This is a genomic window from Mycobacterium sp. TH-M106 (genome assembly GCF_057473765.1).
This window is the reverse complement of sequence record NZ_JBYCLE010000602.1, coordinates 1-15,314: the sequence shown is the minus strand read 5'-3', so window position 1 is coordinate 15,314 and position 15,314 is coordinate 1. Positions and strand designations below refer to the sequence as shown.

Sequence of the window (15,314 nt, the reverse complement as noted above, 5' to 3'; positions counted from 1 at the left end):
AGGTGCAAGTGGCATCAGTCCCAGCGGTGGAGTGGCCGAGTGGTGAGGCAACGGCCTGCAAAGCCGTGCACACGGGTTCGATTCCCGTCTCCACCTCTGCTCATCAGCTCCAGGCGCGGTTAGCTCAGCGGGAGAGCGCTTCCCTGACACGGAAGAGGTCGCTGGTTCAATCCCAGTACCGCGCACCATCCTTATTGCAGCGCCGAGCGCTATCGGAAGACCGTCCGCCAAGCGAAGCCCCGCCGCTATCTAATCGGGGTTGATTCGTCGATTCGGTGTTTTATCCAAAAGCGCTCTCACCGGCGCTGCCATCCTTGCCCGCGTGACCTGAAACAGCGCCGTTGGTACCGGCGCCGCCCTGGCCGCCGTGTCCACCGTGACCACCGGCGACGATCTGACCTATACCGCCGTCACCGCCGTTGCCGCCATCGCCTCCGGTGCCATCAGCGCCAGACGCTGCGCCGCCGTCACCGCCGTGTCCACCGTAGCCGGGGGCGGTCACGCCGTCACCTCCGTCACCGCCGTTGCCGCCATCGCCTCCGGTGCCACCAGTGCCAGAGGCTGCACCGCCGTCACCACCGTTCCCGCCGTCACCGCCGGCGCCCAAGCTAGCGCCGTAATCTCCCTCGCCGCCGGCGCCGCCGTGGCCGCCCATGCTATCGGTACCGGTAGCCGTGCCGCCCGCACCACCGTTGCCACCGTCACCACTAGTCCCGCCGGGGGCGACACTGCCTATGTCGCCGTCACCACCGGCACCCCCTGCGCCTCCGGCACTGCCGTTGCCGGCTGCTGCTCCACCAGCGCCGCCGTTGCCACCGGCTCCACCGGAACTGCTGCCGAGTAGGCTGCCCATACCGCCCATGCCGCCTTCGCCGCCGTGACCTCCGGTGCTGTCTACACCGGTAGCCGTGCCGCCCGCACCACCGTCGCCGCCGGCACCACCGTCGGTACCGAAGAGGGAAGTGACTGAACCTTCCGGGGCAAGCCTGCCGCCGCCGCCGACACCGCCACTGCCACCGGCACCGCCAGTGCTGCCCTCGCCGGTAGCGGTGCCACCGGTGCCGCCGTCACCACCGTGGCCAGCGACGCCGAATAACGCACCACCGTTGCCGGCATCACCGCCGTTGCCGCCCGCACCCCCGGTGCCACCGACACCACTGGCACCGCCGTCGCCGCCGTCGCCACCGTTGCCGCCGATACCGAAATCGTAGATTCGGATATTCCCGCCGGCACCGCCGTTTCCGCCGGCCGCACCAGCACCTCCGTCGCCGCCGTCGCCGCCGTTGCCGCCGACACCGAATCGGAACCCACCAAGACCGCCGTTACCACCATTGCCGCCGGCCTCACCGGCGGTTCCGGCACCACCGTTGCCGCCATCACCGCCGTCACCGATCACAGACCCGCCGTCACCGCCGTTGCCGCCGGCCGCGCCAGCGCCGCCAGCGCCACCAGCACCGCCGTTGCCAAACAGGCCGGCATCGCCGCCATTACCGCCAACCACACCAGCCTCGGTGGAACTCCAGCCCGCACCCCCGTCGCCGAGCAGCCAGCCACCGGCCCCACCGGTGGGATCTGCTTGGCTACCGGCAATGCCGTTGTCAATTAGCCCGCGTCCGGTCAGGTCGACAAAGGGTGCGTTGAGCACCTTGTCGACCTGCTCACCCGTCGCGCTGGTGATCCAGGCTTCAACGGCCTTGTGCAGCGGCAAGTAGACGTCTTTCTGGAAGGCCTCGGCGGCAGGCACGGCCGTCACCGAGTGCCCGAGCACCGTCGCCGGGTCGGCGGCGCCGCCACCCGCAAGCGCCCCGCCTATCGCCTCGGTAGCACCGGATGGGTCGAAGTTCAGTCCGTCCCAATTGGCTGGCGCAAACACCGTGCCCCAGTCAGCAGGGTCGAGCAGGTCAACGAGCAGATCATCGAGGTCTGCACGCGCAACCGGCACACTGCCCAGCGAAGTCACCCCGAAGGCCACAAACGCCCCCACCACCGTGCCGGCTCCGACCACCCCGTGGGCACCCCGGCCTGCGGTCACACCGCGCCGACCCGACCATACTGCTGCGCCCCTATAAGCACCCACGCTAAGCACCCCTACCGAAGATAAACTGTGCTATCACCGTTCATGACACCGTACAGGACGCCGATCAACGCGAACTGGCAGATATTTCTTAGGCACCCAGGTCTCGCCCGCTCATGCTTCAGCTCACCCAGGCGGGAGTATGTCCACCGGAGCGCCGAGGCCGAGAATCGATGTGATCGCGCCCACGATGACGTCGCCTTCGAAGCCGAGGACGACCGTGCCCAGCCCCAAATCGGCCGCGACCGGCAGGCCGACGGCGTCCAGGAGGTTACCTTCGGCCAGCTGCTGCACGAACAGGCTGACGTCGTAAGCCGGCAGGGTGGTCGTCAGGGCGTTGACGATGTCGGCCGTCGGAAGCAGCGTCGCATAGGCCGTCGCCAACGCGCCGGAGAGCGTGTTCACGAACCCGGTGAACGTGTCCAGCGGGGAGTTTGCAGTGCCAAGCGTGGCCAACATGCCCGAAAGGTCCTGCAGCGAAAGCGATCCCAGGTCGTGGACGAAGTGTTCGGCCCCCCGCTGGGCCCCACTGGCCAGGGCGCTGAGCACGTCGGCCGCGTCGATGTTCGTCGGGAAGAGCCCGAACGGAGTGGGCACATTGGCCGGACCCGGATCCCAACCGTCGGTGATGCTGCCGTAGCCCAGGTTGACCAGGACCCGCAGGTCCGGCTGCAGCAGATCGGCCAGCGGGTTCCCCACCACGGGAATGGCCCGCACCAGATCCAACAGCGGCAGGTCCTGGGTGGGAATCATGAAGTACTGGGTGTGGCCGGTGTAATCGCCAGACACCGGCAACGGCTTGGCAGCGGCCAGCTGCGCGTCGGTGAGCGTCGGGTAGCTGTCGTGCACAACCGCGAGGCCCAGCAGGGCGTTGAGATCGGCAAGCAGATCGATCGGATAGCGCGGAAAGTCGGCGTAGCCGTCGTATTCGCCTGTGTAGATGGCGGTTTCCCACGGAGTGTCCGCCGGGGTGGCGCCGCTGAACGTGACCCCCAGGCTCGGGACGGTCAACGGCGGCAAGCGGGGGTCGCCGAAGCGTTCCAGCAAGCCGCCGTCGGGGTTGCTGGGGTCACCTAGCAGCACGAACGACAGCTGACCCGCGGTTGGCCGTTCGCTTTCTGGCAGCGCCAGCAGATCACGCATCTCCAGTGAGGAGATGGTGGCGCTCTGCGAGTAACCCAGCACGACAAGGTTTTTCCCCTCAGCGATCTGGCTCGCGATGGTGTTGTTCAGAATGTTGACGCCCTCGGCCACCGATGGGTCGAATTCCAGGCTCTTGACGGGAGACCCGACGGTGGTCGGGTACAGCCCCTCCGGCGTGAACAGCGGGTTGGTGGCGGTTACGCGGAACGCAGGCTGACCGCTGAAAAATGGTTCCGTGGGCGATATGTAACGCTCGCTGACCTCGGTGAGATAGTCCGAAGGCGGTATCGGCTGGCCGCTGCCGCCCATGATCCACGCCTCGGTGTCGCTGCCCAGCAACGTCACCTCGGCAAACATCGTTTTCACCACGGGCGGTGATGCTCCCAGCGCGGCCGCAGCGGTGATCGCCGGCAGCCCAACCGACAACAAACGCAGCCTGCGACCAGTCATAACATCCCCAAAACGCTAGCCCTGTCCGGCAATGCCCCGATCTTGGCATACACCACCGGGTAATCGGTCGGCCGAGCCGGCGATAGTGTGTGAGCCGAAACCCGCGAGCCGCTGGAAAAGAGGTTGTCATGGCCAAGGTTGTGCTTGTGCTCTATCCCGACCCGGTGTCCGGTTACCCGCCGGTGTACGCCCGCGATGCCATCCCGATGCTGCACGGCTACCCCGACGGCCAGACGCTGCCCAGCCCGTCGTCGGTCGACTTCCGGCCCGGTGAACTGCTCGGCTGCGTCTCCGGGGAGCTGGGGTTGCGCAAGTTCCTCGAAAACGCGGGCCACCAGCTGGTCGTCACCTCCGACAAGGACGGCCCGGATAGCCAGTTCGAGCGCGAGCTTGTCGACGCCGACGTGGTCATCTCGCAACCGTTTTGGCCGGCATACCTGACCGCTGAGCGGATCGCCAAGGCGCCCAAGCTCAAGCTGGCGCTGACCGCCGGGATCGGGTCGGACCACGTCGACCTCAAAGCCGCCATCGACCGCGGCATCACGGTCGCCGAGGCAACCTACAGCAATAGCATCAGCGTTGCCGAGCACGCGGTGATGCAGATCCTTGCCCTGGTACGCGATTTCGTGCCGTCGCACCGCTGGGCCGCCGAGGGCGGCTGGAACATCGCCGACTGTGTGTCCCACGCGTATGACGTGGAGGGCATGGACGTCGGGGTGGTTGCCGCCGGGCGGATCGGGCAGGCGGTGCTGCGCCGGATGGTCCCGTTCGATGTCCACCTGCACTACACCGACACCCGCAGGCTGCCAGAAGACGTGGAAAAGCAGCTGAACGTGACCTACCACCCCGACGTGGCATCGCTGGTCCCCGCGGTCGACGTGGTGTCCATCCACTCGCCGCTGGTCCCGCAGACCTACCACCTGTTCGACGAGAAGCTGCTGGCAACGATGCGGCGGGGCTCATACATCGTCAACACCGCGCGCGCCGAGATCTGCGTGCGCGACGCCGTCGTCGCAGCGCTGGACAGCGGGCAACTGGCCGGCTATGCCGGCGACGTCTGGTACCCGCAGCCGCCACCCGCCGACCACCCGTGGCGCACCATGCCGCACAACGCGATGACGCCGCACGTCTCGGGCTGCACGCTGTCCGCACAGGCTCGCTACGCGGCGGCCGCCCGGGAGATCCTGGAAGACTTCTTCGCCGGCCGCTCCATCCGCGAGGAATACCTGATCGTGGACGGCGGGCAGCTGGCCGGCACCGGCGCGGCGTCCTACAGCGTCGGCGGCGACGCCAGCCCAGGCAGTGCCGGCCAGTAGCCGGACAGTAGCCGGACAGCCAATCCACCGTCCGACGACCGCACGCCAATTGCTGGGCTATGTCAGCAGCCCCGGAGTGAGGTCACCGAACGGTCGCGACAGCATCAGCTCATCGCCTTCGAACACGTTCTCGTGGATAAAGTTCGAAACCTCGCCAACCAGCGAATCGCCGACGACCCGCTGAATCCTGATCCGCCACACCGATGCATCCGTGGTAGCGGCGCTGATGCTGTACTGCCGGATCTGCCGGGCACCGTCGGGTAGCACCACCGCAACTGACGTATATTGGCCCGGACGAAACTCGGGCAAGGCGCTGTCGGTGCCGATCAACGTCAATGCGATGCAGTCAGGCACTTCCGGTGTGCGGGTCAGCACCCGAGCTGACAGCCACACGTCACCGGGTACAACACCGGCCTGCGCGTAGAGATCAGCCTCCCGACCTATGAGTGTGTCGGCCAGCAGCCAGTACACCTCATCCCAGGCGGCGCTGACGTCATCGGTGATGGCATCACCACCCACCGCAGCGATCGCGTCGAACAAGTAGTCATGCACCAGCTGATACTGCTCCGCGGTGATGCCCAACGACGCGTGCTTGTTCGCAATCCTCGACAACATCTTGTTCGGCGCCGGAGAGTAGCCGGCGACCAGCAGCTCCGCAAAGGAGGCGATGGCACCGGCGAGCGCCCGCTGCTGGCCACCCTGAGCCTGATTGCCCCGATTGAACAAGTCACGCTCCAGCTCAGGGTGATCGACGAACATCGTCGCGTAGAAACGGGTCGTGATCTCTTCGATCATCGCGCCGACGACGGGCAGCGTCTCCTTGACGATCACGGCAGCTTTCGAGCTGAGCATCAGCGGTCCTCCCTGACGGGTCCGGGCTAGAAGTCGGCTGGAGCTCGTCCAGAGCTGGTCTGTAGCCCCACCATCGGCGAACCTCGATACACCACGGTTGCGATGGCGTTAACGGCACGAATCCGGTTCCTCACATCCGCGGCTCGGCGGCTTCAACTGGCTGCGCCCCCGCAACTGATCGGGGTCGGTCCGGCATGCACAGGAGCCACGTGCTGCAATCAACCCCATGGCTGACGCCCCAGAGGCGGTGCTGCGACTGCTCGGGTCGACCAGTGAGCTCGGCGACGACGAACTGTCCCGGCTCTACGCCTACCCGCATCCCTATCCGGAAGGTCAAGGAACCTGGGTGCGCGCCAACGTCATCGCCAGCCTCGACGGCGGCGCCACCGTCGCCGGAAGGTCAGGCGGGCTGGCCGGGCCCGGCGACCGGGTGCTGTTCAGCCTGTTGCGCGAGCACGCCGACGTCATCGTGGTCGGCGCCGGTACGATGCGCACCGAGCACTACGGGGGCGTGCGCCTGGGCGTCACCCAGCGACAGCACCGTCGGGCCCGCGGGCAAGGCGAGGTGCCGCCACTGGCGATCGTGACCCGATCGGGACGCCTTGACCGCGACCTGCCCGTGTTCACCCACACCGAGGTGGCACCCCTGGTGCTGACCTGCGCGGCGGCCACCGATGCGACGACAAGCCAGCTGAGCGGCCTCGCCGAGGTGATCAACTGCTCGGTCGACGACCCCGACCGGGTTGACGAGGCCGCGGCGCTGGCCGCGCTGAGCGCTCGCGGCGCCCACCGGGTGCTCACCGAGGGCGGTCCGACGCTGCTGGGTTCGTTCATCGAGCGCGACCTGCTCGACGAGCTGTGCCTGACCGTGGCCCCCTACGTCGTCGGCGGCCATGCCCCCCGCGTCGCGGCCGGCGTCAGCCAGGTGCGGACCCCGATGCGCTGCGCCCATCTGCTCACCGACAGCGCGGGCTACCTGTACGCCCGTTATGCCAGGGGCGGTTGAGGAAGATCGGCAGCCGGGCCGTGGCCGACACCCGGCACCAAAAACTCCCGCTAGGGTGATCGTCATGACTCGGCCCGCCCCGTTCGCCGCGCTGCTGCCGGCCGTCGTGGTGGTAAGCACGCTGCTGGCCGGTTGCGCGCCGCCCACCCTGGCCGCCAACCCGCGTTTCGCCACCGACACCGGCGCCGGACCTCAGGGGCAGCCGGAGGCGAAGCCGGAGACCGGCCCGCCGCCGATCGCCGCGCCGAAGAACAAGCTGCCCTGGCATGACTGCACCGCGCGGGTGTTCGGCGATGCGGCGGTCCCGCCGGCGGCGGGCGTCAAGTTGGACTGCGCCAGCTACGACTCCGACGTCGACCCGCTCGGCGGCGGATCCTCGCTGGTGAGCATCGGTGTGGTCCGTGCCCGCTCGGTGCAGACCCCGGCCGATGCCGGACCGGTGGTGTTCACCACCGGCTGGGACCTGCCGTCGTCGTTGCAGCTACCGGTCTGGCTGTCGCGGGCCGGTGCCGACGTGTTGCGCACCCACCCGATTGTCGCGGTGGACCGCCGCGGGATGGGGATGTCGAGCGCGGTGGACTGCCGGGACCGTTTGCAACGTCAGGAGATGTGGAACCAGGCGCAATTCGAACCGGGCGACGACCCGGTGGCCAACTTGGGCAAGGTCGTGACCGAGGCCACCACTGACTGCACCGACATCATTTCGTCCGGCGAGTCCTCCTACGACAACGCGCACGCCGCCGCCGACATCGAACGGCTGCGCAACATCTGGGATGTGCCGGCGCTTGCCCTGATCGGCGTCGGCAACGGCGCCCAGATCGCGATGAGCTACGCGGCGTCACATACCGACAAGGTGGCCAGACTGGCGCTCGACTCGCCGATCGCGCTGGGGGTGGGCACCGAAGCCGCCGCCGAGCAGCGGGTCAAAGGGCAGCAGGCCGCTCTTGACGCGTTCGCTGCGCAGTGCGTCGCGGTGAACTGCGCGCTCGGCTCCGACCCGAAGGGCGCCGTCGACGCGCTGCTGGCTGCCGCCCGGTCCGGCAACGGTCCCGGCGGCGCATCGGTGTCCGCGGTGGTCCATGCGATCGTCGTCGCCCTCGGCTACCCCACAGGCGACCGGGTCACCAGCACCACCGACCTGGCCAATGCCCTGGCGGCCGCGCGCTCCGGGGACAGCAACCTGTTGACCGGGCTGATCAACCGGGCTGAAACGATCCAGGCCAGCGACGGCCGGTTCGTCAACTCGTGCGCCGACGCGCTCGACCGCCCGACCCCGGACCGGGTCCGCGAGCTGGTGGTCGCCTGGGGCAAGCAATACCCGCAATTCGGCACCGTCGCAGCACTGGACCTGGTGAAGTGCCTGAGCTGGCCCAGCAGCACCGCATCGGAACCGCCGAAGGACCTCAAGGTCGACGTGCTGCTGCTCGGCGTCCACAACGATCCGATCGTCGGCGCCGAGGGGGTCGCGGCCACCGCCGCCACCGTCATCAACGGCGGTGCGGCCAGCAAGCGGGTGATGTGGCAGGGCATCGGTCACGGCGCCAGCATCTACTCGTCCTGCGCGGTACCGCCGCTGATCAAATACCTCGACAGCGGCGAACTACCCGATACCGACACCTACTGCCCGGCCTGAGTCGGCCTTGCGGGCGGCGCAGCGCCGGCCCGGTGTACGGTGCGCTCGTGACGTCAGCCGAGCACATCCGCGCCAGCCTGCTGGCCGCGTTCCGCCCACCCACCAGCGCGCCCGGCACCGCGACGGTGCTGCGCTCGATGCTGTGGCCGGCGGCCATCCTGTCGGTGATCCACCGCAGCGTGGTGCTGACCACCAACGGCAACATCACCGACGACTTCAAACCGGTCTACCGGGCGGTGCGCAATTTCCGGCACGGCCTGGACATCTACAACGAGCACTTCGACTACGTCGACCCCCACTACCTTTACCCACCCGGCGGCACCCTGCTGATGGCGCCGTTCGGGCTCCTGCCGGAGACGGTGTCGCGGTATGCGTTCATCCTGGTCAACGTCATCGCCATCCTGGCCGGCGCCTACCTGTTGCTGCGACTGTTCGGCTACGCGCTGACGTCGGTGGCGGCGCCGGCCCTGCTGTTGGCCATGTTCTGCACCGAGAGCGTGACCAACACCCTGGTGTTCACCAACATCAACGGGGTGATCCTGCTGGCCGAGGTGCTGTTCTTCCGGTGGCTGCTCGATGAGCGCGCCGGAAACCAGTGGTGGGCCGGTGCCGCGATCGGGCTGACCCTGGTGGTCAAACCCGTACTGTTGCCGCTGCTGCTGCTGCCGCTGCTGAGCCGCCAGTGGCGGGCGCTGGTGACCGCCTTGGCGGTGCCGGTGGTGTTCAACCTGGCGGCCTGGCCGTTGGTGCCCGACCCGATGGATTTCGTCACCCGCACCCTGCCCTACATCCTCGGCACCCGTGACTACTTCAACTCCTCGATCCTGGGCAACGGGGTGTTCTTCGGCCTGCCGGCTGCGCTGATCCTGTTCCTGCGGGTGCTGTTCGCGGCGATCGCGGTTATCAGCCTGTGGCTGCTGTACCGCTACTACCGCACCCGAGATCCGCTGTTCTGGATGCTGACGTCGTCGGGGGTGCTGCTGATCGCGTCGTTTCTGGTGCTGTCGCTGGGCCAGGGCTACTACTCGATGGTGCTGTTCCCGTTCTTGATGACGGTGGTGCTGCCCAACTCGGTGCTGCGCAACTGGCCGGCGTGGCTGGGCATCTACGGCTTCATGACGCTGGACCGCTGGCTGCTTTTCAACTGGATGTTCATCGGGCGTCCGCTGGAGTATCTGAAGATCACCTACGGCTGGTGTCTGGTGCTGATTGTGGTCTGCGCGGTGCTGTGCTTCCGCTACCTGGACGCCCGGGAGGAGAATCGGCTGGGCGACGGCATCGACCCGGCCTGGCTGAAGCTCGCAAAGCAGCGCGCTAGCGTGGAGCGATGAGGCCGAAATCGTCCGATATCCCCTGCCCGAAGCTCGAACTCACCGACGCGCAATGGCGCGAAAAGCTCACGCCGGAAGAGTTCTCGGTGCTGCGCCGGGCGGGCACCGAACCGCCACACACCGGTGAGTACACCGACACCACCACCGAGGGCGTCTACCAGTGCCGGGCCTGCGGCGCCGAATTGTTCCGCAGCACCGAGAAATTCCGCTCGCACTGCGGCTGGCCGTCGTTCTTTGACCCGGCCAGCTCCGACGCGGTGATCCTGCTCCCCGACGACTCGCTGGGCATGGTCCGCACCGAGGTGCTGTGCGCCAACTGCCACAGCCACCTGGGCCATGTGTTCACCGGCGAGGGCTACCCCACCCCCACCGACCAGCGGTACTGCATCAACTCGATCTGTCTACGCCTGGTGCCGTCCAGCTCCTGAGTTACCGGCGCCCCGAGAGCGCCGGTCAGCGTTGGCTGGCCTTCACCACCTGGAAAACATGCCGGCCGCGGGTCGGTTTTTCGATGTGCACGTCGTCGAAGCCTGCGCTGCGACAGTGCTCCGCGAAAGTCACGGCCTGCTGGTCTGTCCAGCCGTGGCTGGCAAGCCCGGTGGCACCGGGCCGCACCCGGCGCTCGATCGCGAGGAACCGCCCGCCCGGGGAGAGCACGCGGCGGACTTCGGCGAGCCCCGCGGTGACGTCCTCCCAGTGGTGCACAGTCGCGGCCGACCACACAACCGTCGCTGAACCGTCCGGCAGCGGCAAGTCTTCCGCGCTGCCCTGCGCCCAGGTGATGCCTGCCCGGTCACGGGTCAGCAGCCGGGCCAGGCCGAGCATCACCGGCGCCGGGTCCACCCCGGTCACGCGCGCCCCGCGGTGGGCGGCCACTCTGGCGGCATTGCCCGGGCCGCAGCCAATGTCCACGGCACGATCCGACTCCGACACAGCGGCAACGTCGACTACCAGGCGGGCGCGCGTGCCCCCGAAAGCACACATGGCCAGCGCGATGAACAGCCCGATTGGCCCGGCAAAGCGGGCGTGACCGGCATGATGGTTCACCGGGTCGGCAGGCGAAGCGTCCATGGTTGTCCCTTCTTCCGCGGCGCACCGCGAGCTCACGGCAGGGCGGTTACCAGCTGCTCGACTCCCACCCGCGGGCCGGTGAAGAACGGCGTCTCCTTCCGAGTGTGCAGGCGGGCATCGGTGGCCCGCAGGTCGCGCATCAGATCGACGATGCGGTCCAGTTCCGGCGCTTCGAAGGCCAGCAGCCACTCGTAGTCGCCCAGCGCGAACGCGGGCACGGTGTTGGCGCGAACCTCCTTGTACGCCCGGGCTTTCATGCCGTGCTCGGCCAGCATCCGGCGCCGCTCCTCTTCAGGCAGCAGATACCACTCGTAAGACCGCACAAACGGGTAGACGCAGACATAGGCGCCCGGGTCTTCGCCGGCCAGAAACGCCGGGATGTGGCTTTTGTTGAATTCAGCGGGCCGGTGCAGCGCCACACTGCTCCACACCGGCGTGCACGCGCGTCCCAGCGCGGTGGTGCGCCGAAAGTCGGCGTAGGTGGCTTGCAACGCTTCAACCCGCTCGGCGTGTGTCCACATCATGAAGTCCGCGTCGGCGCGCAGACCCGCGATGTCGTAGAGACCGCGTACCACGACGCCGCGCTCTTCCTGTTGTTTGAGGAAGGTGGCGGTCTCGTCGGCGATCTCTTCCCGGGTATGCGGTCCTGCGTCGAGTCCCCCGGGCCGCACCGAGAACACCGAGAACATCAGGTATCGCAGGGTGGCGTTGAGTGCGTCGTAGTCGAGGTGCGCCATAAAGTCATCGTGCCACGGGCAGCTACACCGCGAAGGTGGCGCTGGTCACGGCCGCGACCGCGTGGTCGGCCGCTGCGATGCAGGCCGGCACCCCGATTCCGTTCAGGAAATTGCCCGCGACGGCCACCGTCGGCGGTAGCCCGGCGAGCAACTCGGCGACCAGTTCGCCATGGCCGGGCCGATACTGCGGCATCGCGTCGGCCCAGCGCTGCACTCGGGCTTCGACCGGTTCGACGGTGACACCGAAGATGGTGTCGAGATCGCGCACCGCCCAACTCAGCAGCTCGTCGTGGGAGGCTCGGCCGACGACGTCGGGGGTGTCGCCGAACCGGCCGAACGACAGCCGCAGCAACTCCACTCCCCCGTCGCCCCAGATCCCCCACTTGCGCGACGACAGCGTGATCGCCTTGGCCCGAACCGGTTCGCCGTCGACCACCAGCACACCCGAGCTGTCCGGGAACGCCGCGCCGCCGGCCACCGCCAGCGCCACCACCGTCGAGGATGCGCTGTCGACCCTCTCCGCCGCCGCCGCGGTGTGCGGGGCGATGCCGCTGGACAGCCGGGCCAGCCCCGGCGCGGGCACCGCCAGGATCAGCGCGTCGGCGTGCCAACGGCCGCCGGCGTCATCGCGCAGCATCCAGCCGCCCGGGCCACCGCCGATCTCGGCCACCGCGGCCTGAATCCAGCGCAGCCCGCTGCGGCGTACCAGCGCGTCCACCAGCACCGCATAGCCGCCGGTCACCGCGGCGAACACCGGCGCACCGGTCTGCGGCGGCAGTGCCCGGCGAACCGCGTCGGTGAGGCTGGCGGCGCCGCGGTCGAGTTCGGCGGCCAGGCCCGGCACCGCCGACCGCACCCCAATGGACGCGGCCGAGCCCGCATACACCCCACCGATCAGTGGATCCACCGAGCGGGCCAGAACCTGTTCTCCGAACCGGTCGGCCACCAGCTCGGCCACACTGGGGTCGTTGCCGGGACGCCAGCACAGCGGGCGGGAGGGTTCTGCGGCGATGCGGGCGATCGTTTCATCGTCGACCAGCCCGATCATGGACTGCGCCGACGACGGGATCCCGTTGAGGGTATCCGGCGGCAGCGGGTGCAGTTCTCGCCGGCTGTAGAGCTTCGGCCGGACGCCGGTAGTGGCCGACTGCCGCCCCGCCAGGCCGAGTTCTTCCAGCAGGGCGGGCATCTCCGGCCGACGGGCCACGAACGCCTCGGCGCCCACGTCCATCGCGACACCGCCGATGCTTTCGGTGCGCAACACCCCGCCGAGTCGGCTGGCCGGGTCGAACAGCGTGATATCAGCCTCGCCGCCGACCGTCGCACGCAACCGGTGGGCAGCGGCCAGCCCGGAAATACCGCCCCCGACAATGCAATACGAAACAGGTCTAATTGTCCGGCTCCTCCTCTGGCCCATCCGGCCGGCACCGTCGCCGGACGTCCAGCGAGTGCACCAGGGAGACCAGCTCGGTGAGCACGCCCGGGTCGGTCTCCGGCAGCACCCCGTGGCCGAGATTGAAGACGTGCCCGCAAGCCCCCGCGTCGACGGCGCGGCGCCCGTCATCGACCACGGCCTGCGCCGCGCGTTGCACCACCGGCCAGCCCGCTAGCAGCACCGCCGGGTCCAGGTTGCCCTGCACGACGACGCCGGCGCCGGTCCGGGCGGCGGCGTCGGTCAGCGACGTCCGCCAGTCCACCCCGATCACCGCCGCCCGGGCCGGCTTGAGTGCCTCGGCCATTGCGCCGAGAAGCTCGGCGGTGCCGACCCCGAAGTGCGCCATCGGCACATCCCGGTCTCCACGGTCGGCCAGCGCGGCGAACACCCGGGCACTGTGCGGCAGCACATGGGCGCGGTAGTCGGCCAGCGACAGCGTTCCGGCCCACGAGTCGAACATCTGTATCGCATCCACTCCGGCGTCGAGCTGCAGGGCCAGGAAAGCGATGGTCAGGTCGGTCAACTTCGTCATCAACGCGTGCCAACTATCTGGGGCACCAAGCATCATCGCCTTGGTGCGGGCATGGGTGCGGCTCGGACCGCCCTCGACCAGATAGGAGGCCAGGGTGAACGGCGCACCCGCGAAACCAATCAGCGGGACCTCGCCGAGTGCCTGCACCAGCAACGACACCGCCGCCGAAACGGCCTCGATATGTTGTGGGTCAAGAGGTTTCAATGCCGCGACGTCGGCCTCGCTTCGCACCGGGGACTCGATCACCGGCCCGACGTCCGCGACGAGGTCCACGTCGACGCCGGCGCCGCGCAGCGGGACCACGATGTCGGAGAACAGAATCGCCGCGTCCACGTGATGGCGACGCACCGGCTGCAGGGTGATCTCACAGATCAGCTCGGCGTCCAGGCAGGCCTCCAGCAAGCTGTGTCGCGCCCGCAGCGCCCGGTATTCCGGCAGCGACCGGCCGGCCTGCCGCATGAACCACACCGGCACCCGACGGGGTTTGCGGCCGGCCGCGGCGACCAGGTACGGCGAATCAGGCAACTCACGGCGGGTAGTCATCGGGTTCAATGCTGCCACGGGGCTGATCGGCGGTTGGAGGATGACCGCACAGTGCGGCTTGTCGGACAGCATTGCTAGTATCGAATGTATGTTCGATGATGATGTTGAGGTGGCGGCACATGCGCAGGCCAAGGCGGCGGCTGCGGTGCTGGTGGATCGGATAACCGCGGCGACGCGGGCGGAGAACCGGGCCGCTGGTGAGCGGTTGACCGCGATCAGTGAGCTCGACCTGCTGTGGTTGCGCCGTTGGGGCGAGTGCGAGACCTGGGCCAGCGATACCGCGTCGCTTATCACCGGCGAGATCGCTGCGGCGTTGCGGATCAGCCGCAACTGGGCCGAGAGCTATCTGTACTACGCCCGGGCGATGCGCACCCGCCTACCCCGAGTGGGGGAGTTGCTGCGCGCTGGCGATATCAGCTACGCGACGTTTCGCACCATCGTCTACCGGACCGATTTGATCACCGACCCCAAGGTGCTGGCGGCCGTGGATGCCGCCCTGGCGCAGCGTGCGCAGCGGTGGCCGCCGATGACGCGCAGCCGGCTCTCCGGCTATGTCGACAAGGTCGTGGCCCGTGCCGACGCCGATGCGCTGCGCCGGCGCCGCGAGCAGCAGGCCGACCGGGAGTTTTCCATCTGGGACGGCGGCAACGGCGCCGCTGGCCTGTGCGAGGTCTTCGGGCGGCTGTTAAGCAGCGACGCGCACGCCGTCGATGCCAGGCTGAATGCGCTGGCCTCCACCGTGTGCGACGCCGATCCGCGCACCCACAAGCAGCGGCGCGCCGACGCGATGGGTGCCCTGGCCGCCGGCGCGGACCGGTTGGCCTGCCGCTGCGGGAGCCCTGATTGCCCGGCGGCCGGCACACCCGGTCCGTCGCCGGTGGTGATCAACGTCATCGCCGAGCAGGCCACCCTGGACGGCACCGGAAAGACCCCGGGGTCGCTGATCGGTGCTGACGCGCTGATCCCGCCCGAAGTGATCCGTGATCTGGCCGGCTCGGCCACGCTGCGTCCGCTGACCCCGCCGATCGATGCCGCACCCGAACCGGGCTATCACCCCTCCAAAACACTGGCGAAGTTCGTCCGATGCCGAGATCTGACCTGCCGGTTTCCCGGTTGCGACGAGCCGGCCATCAATTGCGACCTCGATCACACGATCGCCCACGCCGATGGTGGACCCACCCATGCTTCCAA

Annotated in this window: 13 protein-coding genes and 2 tRNA genes; 8 read left to right on the top strand and 7 right to left on the bottom strand. The window is 68.5% G+C overall.

All coding sequences use genetic code 11. The features are described 5' to 3' along the window. Nucleotides 1–25 precede the first annotated feature (25 nt). A tRNA-Cys gene (locus AC2VOP_RS20530) sits at nucleotides 26–96 on the top strand. A gap of 17 nt (nucleotides 97–113) precedes the next feature. Next, a tRNA-Val gene (locus AC2VOP_RS20525) sits at nucleotides 114–188 on the top strand. 92 nt (nucleotides 189–280) lie between these two features. Here the strand turns inward: AC2VOP_RS20525 and AC2VOP_RS20520 are convergent. Together AC2VOP_RS20520 and AC2VOP_RS20515 are read right to left on the bottom strand one after the other, a co-directional pair. Further along, nucleotides 281–1,678: a PGRS repeat-containing protein gene (locus tag AC2VOP_RS20520; protein ID WP_486962680.1), complete on the bottom strand. Its 1,398-nt coding sequence runs from the start codon at nucleotides 1,676–1,678 to the stop codon at nucleotides 281–283. 522 nt (nucleotides 1,679–2,200) lie between these two features. Next, nucleotides 2,201–3,643 (bottom strand): PE-PPE domain-containing protein, encoded by a 1,443-nt coding sequence (locus AC2VOP_RS20515; protein WP_486962678.1) that lies wholly within the window; start codon nucleotides 3,641–3,643, stop codon nucleotides 2,201–2,203. A gap of 152 nt (nucleotides 3,644–3,795) precedes the next feature. Between AC2VOP_RS20515 and AC2VOP_RS20510 the strand changes: the two genes are divergently transcribed. Beyond that, entirely contained in the window at nucleotides 3,796–4,983 is a 1,188-nt protein-coding gene (locus AC2VOP_RS20510; protein WP_486962677.1) for an NAD-dependent formate dehydrogenase, read from the top strand. Nucleotides 4,984–5,040: 57 nt separating this feature from the next. On the opposite strand, the gene AC2VOP_RS20505 is transcribed toward AC2VOP_RS20510, so the two are convergent. Then, complete coding sequence (locus AC2VOP_RS20505) at nucleotides 5,041–5,835, bottom strand: globin domain-containing protein (RefSeq protein ID WP_486962676.1); 795 nt, start codon at nucleotides 5,833–5,835, stop codon at nucleotides 5,041–5,043. A 226-nt stretch (nucleotides 5,836–6,061) separates the two neighbouring features. On the opposite strand from AC2VOP_RS20505, the gene AC2VOP_RS20500 reads away from it, so the two are divergent. The 4 genes from AC2VOP_RS20500 (at nucleotide 6,062) to msrB (ending at nucleotide 10,233) form a co-directional block, all read left to right on the top strand. Beyond that, nucleotides 6,062–6,841, top strand: coding sequence for a pyrimidine reductase family protein (locus AC2VOP_RS20500; RefSeq protein ID WP_486962675.1), 780 nt, complete (start codon nucleotides 6,062–6,064; stop codon nucleotides 6,839–6,841). Nucleotides 6,842–6,905: 64 nt separating this feature from the next. Continuing rightward, nucleotides 6,906–8,474, top strand: coding sequence for an alpha/beta hydrolase (locus AC2VOP_RS20495; protein ID WP_486962674.1), 1,569 nt, complete (start codon nucleotides 6,906–6,908; stop codon nucleotides 8,472–8,474). Between the two features lie 32 nt (nucleotides 8,475–8,506). After that, a complete protein-coding gene (gene aftC, locus AC2VOP_RS20490; RefSeq protein ID WP_486962673.1) occupies nucleotides 8,507–9,805 on the top strand; it encodes an arabinofuranan 3-O-arabinosyltransferase in 1,299 nt (432 codons plus the stop codon). Then, nucleotides 9,802–10,233, top strand: coding sequence for a peptide-methionine (R)-S-oxide reductase MsrB (msrB, locus tag AC2VOP_RS20485; RefSeq protein ID WP_486962672.1), 432 nt, complete (start codon nucleotides 9,802–9,804; stop codon nucleotides 10,231–10,233). Before aftC ends, msrB begins: the two co-directional genes overlap by 4 nt. Nucleotides 10,234–10,258: 25 nt before the next feature. On the opposite strand, the gene AC2VOP_RS20480 is transcribed toward msrB, so the two are convergent. Genes AC2VOP_RS20480 through hemE form a run of 4 tightly spaced genes read right to left on the bottom strand, consistent with a single transcriptional unit; the run spans nucleotide 10,259 to nucleotide 14,123 of the window. After that, nucleotides 10,259–10,876 (bottom strand): class I SAM-dependent methyltransferase, encoded by a 618-nt coding sequence (locus AC2VOP_RS20480; protein ID WP_486962671.1) that lies wholly within the window; start codon nucleotides 10,874–10,876, stop codon nucleotides 10,259–10,261. Between the two features lie 32 nt (nucleotides 10,877–10,908). Next, the gene (gene hemQ / locus AC2VOP_RS20475) at nucleotides 10,909–11,613 is read right to left on the bottom strand and encodes a hydrogen peroxide-dependent heme synthase (RefSeq protein WP_486962670.1); all 705 of its coding nucleotides are present in this window, start codon (nucleotides 11,611–11,613) and stop codon (nucleotides 10,909–10,911) included. A 22-nt stretch (nucleotides 11,614–11,635) separates the two neighbouring features. Then, nucleotides 11,636–13,006: a protoporphyrinogen oxidase gene (locus tag AC2VOP_RS20470; protein WP_486962679.1), complete on the bottom strand. Its 1,371-nt coding sequence runs from the start codon at nucleotides 13,004–13,006 to the stop codon at nucleotides 11,636–11,638. Then, the gene (gene hemE, locus AC2VOP_RS20465) at nucleotides 13,002–14,123 is read right to left on the bottom strand and encodes a uroporphyrinogen decarboxylase (protein ID WP_486962669.1); all 1,122 of its coding nucleotides are present in this window, start codon (nucleotides 14,121–14,123) and stop codon (nucleotides 13,002–13,004) included. The genes AC2VOP_RS20470 and hemE overlap by 5 nt, the downstream gene beginning before the upstream one ends. An 88-nt stretch (nucleotides 14,124–14,211) precedes the next feature. Between hemE and AC2VOP_RS20460 the strand changes: the two genes are divergently transcribed. Next, a partial coding sequence (locus tag AC2VOP_RS20460; protein WP_486962668.1) for an HNH endonuclease signature motif containing protein occupies nucleotides 14,212–15,314 on the top strand: 1,103 nt, incomplete at its 3' end.

Bases quoted from the DNA above. Each gene is read 5' to 3' on its own strand.
- AC2VOP_RS20510 (WP_486962677.1), top strand. From the start codon at position 3,796: ATGGCCAAGGTTGTGCTTGTGCTCTATCCCGACCCGGTGTCCGGTTAC.
- AC2VOP_RS20505 (WP_486962676.1), bottom strand. From the start codon at position 5,835: ATGCTCAGCTCGAAAGCTGCCGTGATCGTCAAGGAGACGCTGCCCGTC.
- AC2VOP_RS20500 (WP_486962675.1), top strand. From the start codon at position 6,062: ATGGCTGACGCCCCAGAGGCGGTGCTGCGACTGCTCGGGTCGACCAGT.
- AC2VOP_RS20495 (WP_486962674.1), top strand. From the start codon at position 6,906: ATGACTCGGCCCGCCCCGTTCGCCGCGCTGCTGCCGGCCGTCGTGGTG.
- msrB (WP_486962672.1), top strand. From the start codon at position 9,802: ATGAGGCCGAAATCGTCCGATATCCCCTGCCCGAAGCTCGAACTCACC.
- AC2VOP_RS20480 (WP_486962671.1), bottom strand. From the start codon at position 10,876: ATGGACGCTTCGCCTGCCGACCCGGTGAACCATCATGCCGGTCACGCC.
- hemQ (WP_486962670.1), bottom strand. From the start codon at position 11,613: ATGGCGCACCTCGACTACGACGCACTCAACGCCACCCTGCGATACCTG.
- hemE (WP_486962669.1), bottom strand. From the start codon at position 14,123: ATGACTACCCGCCGTGAGTTGCCTGATTCGCCGTACCTGGTCGCCGCG.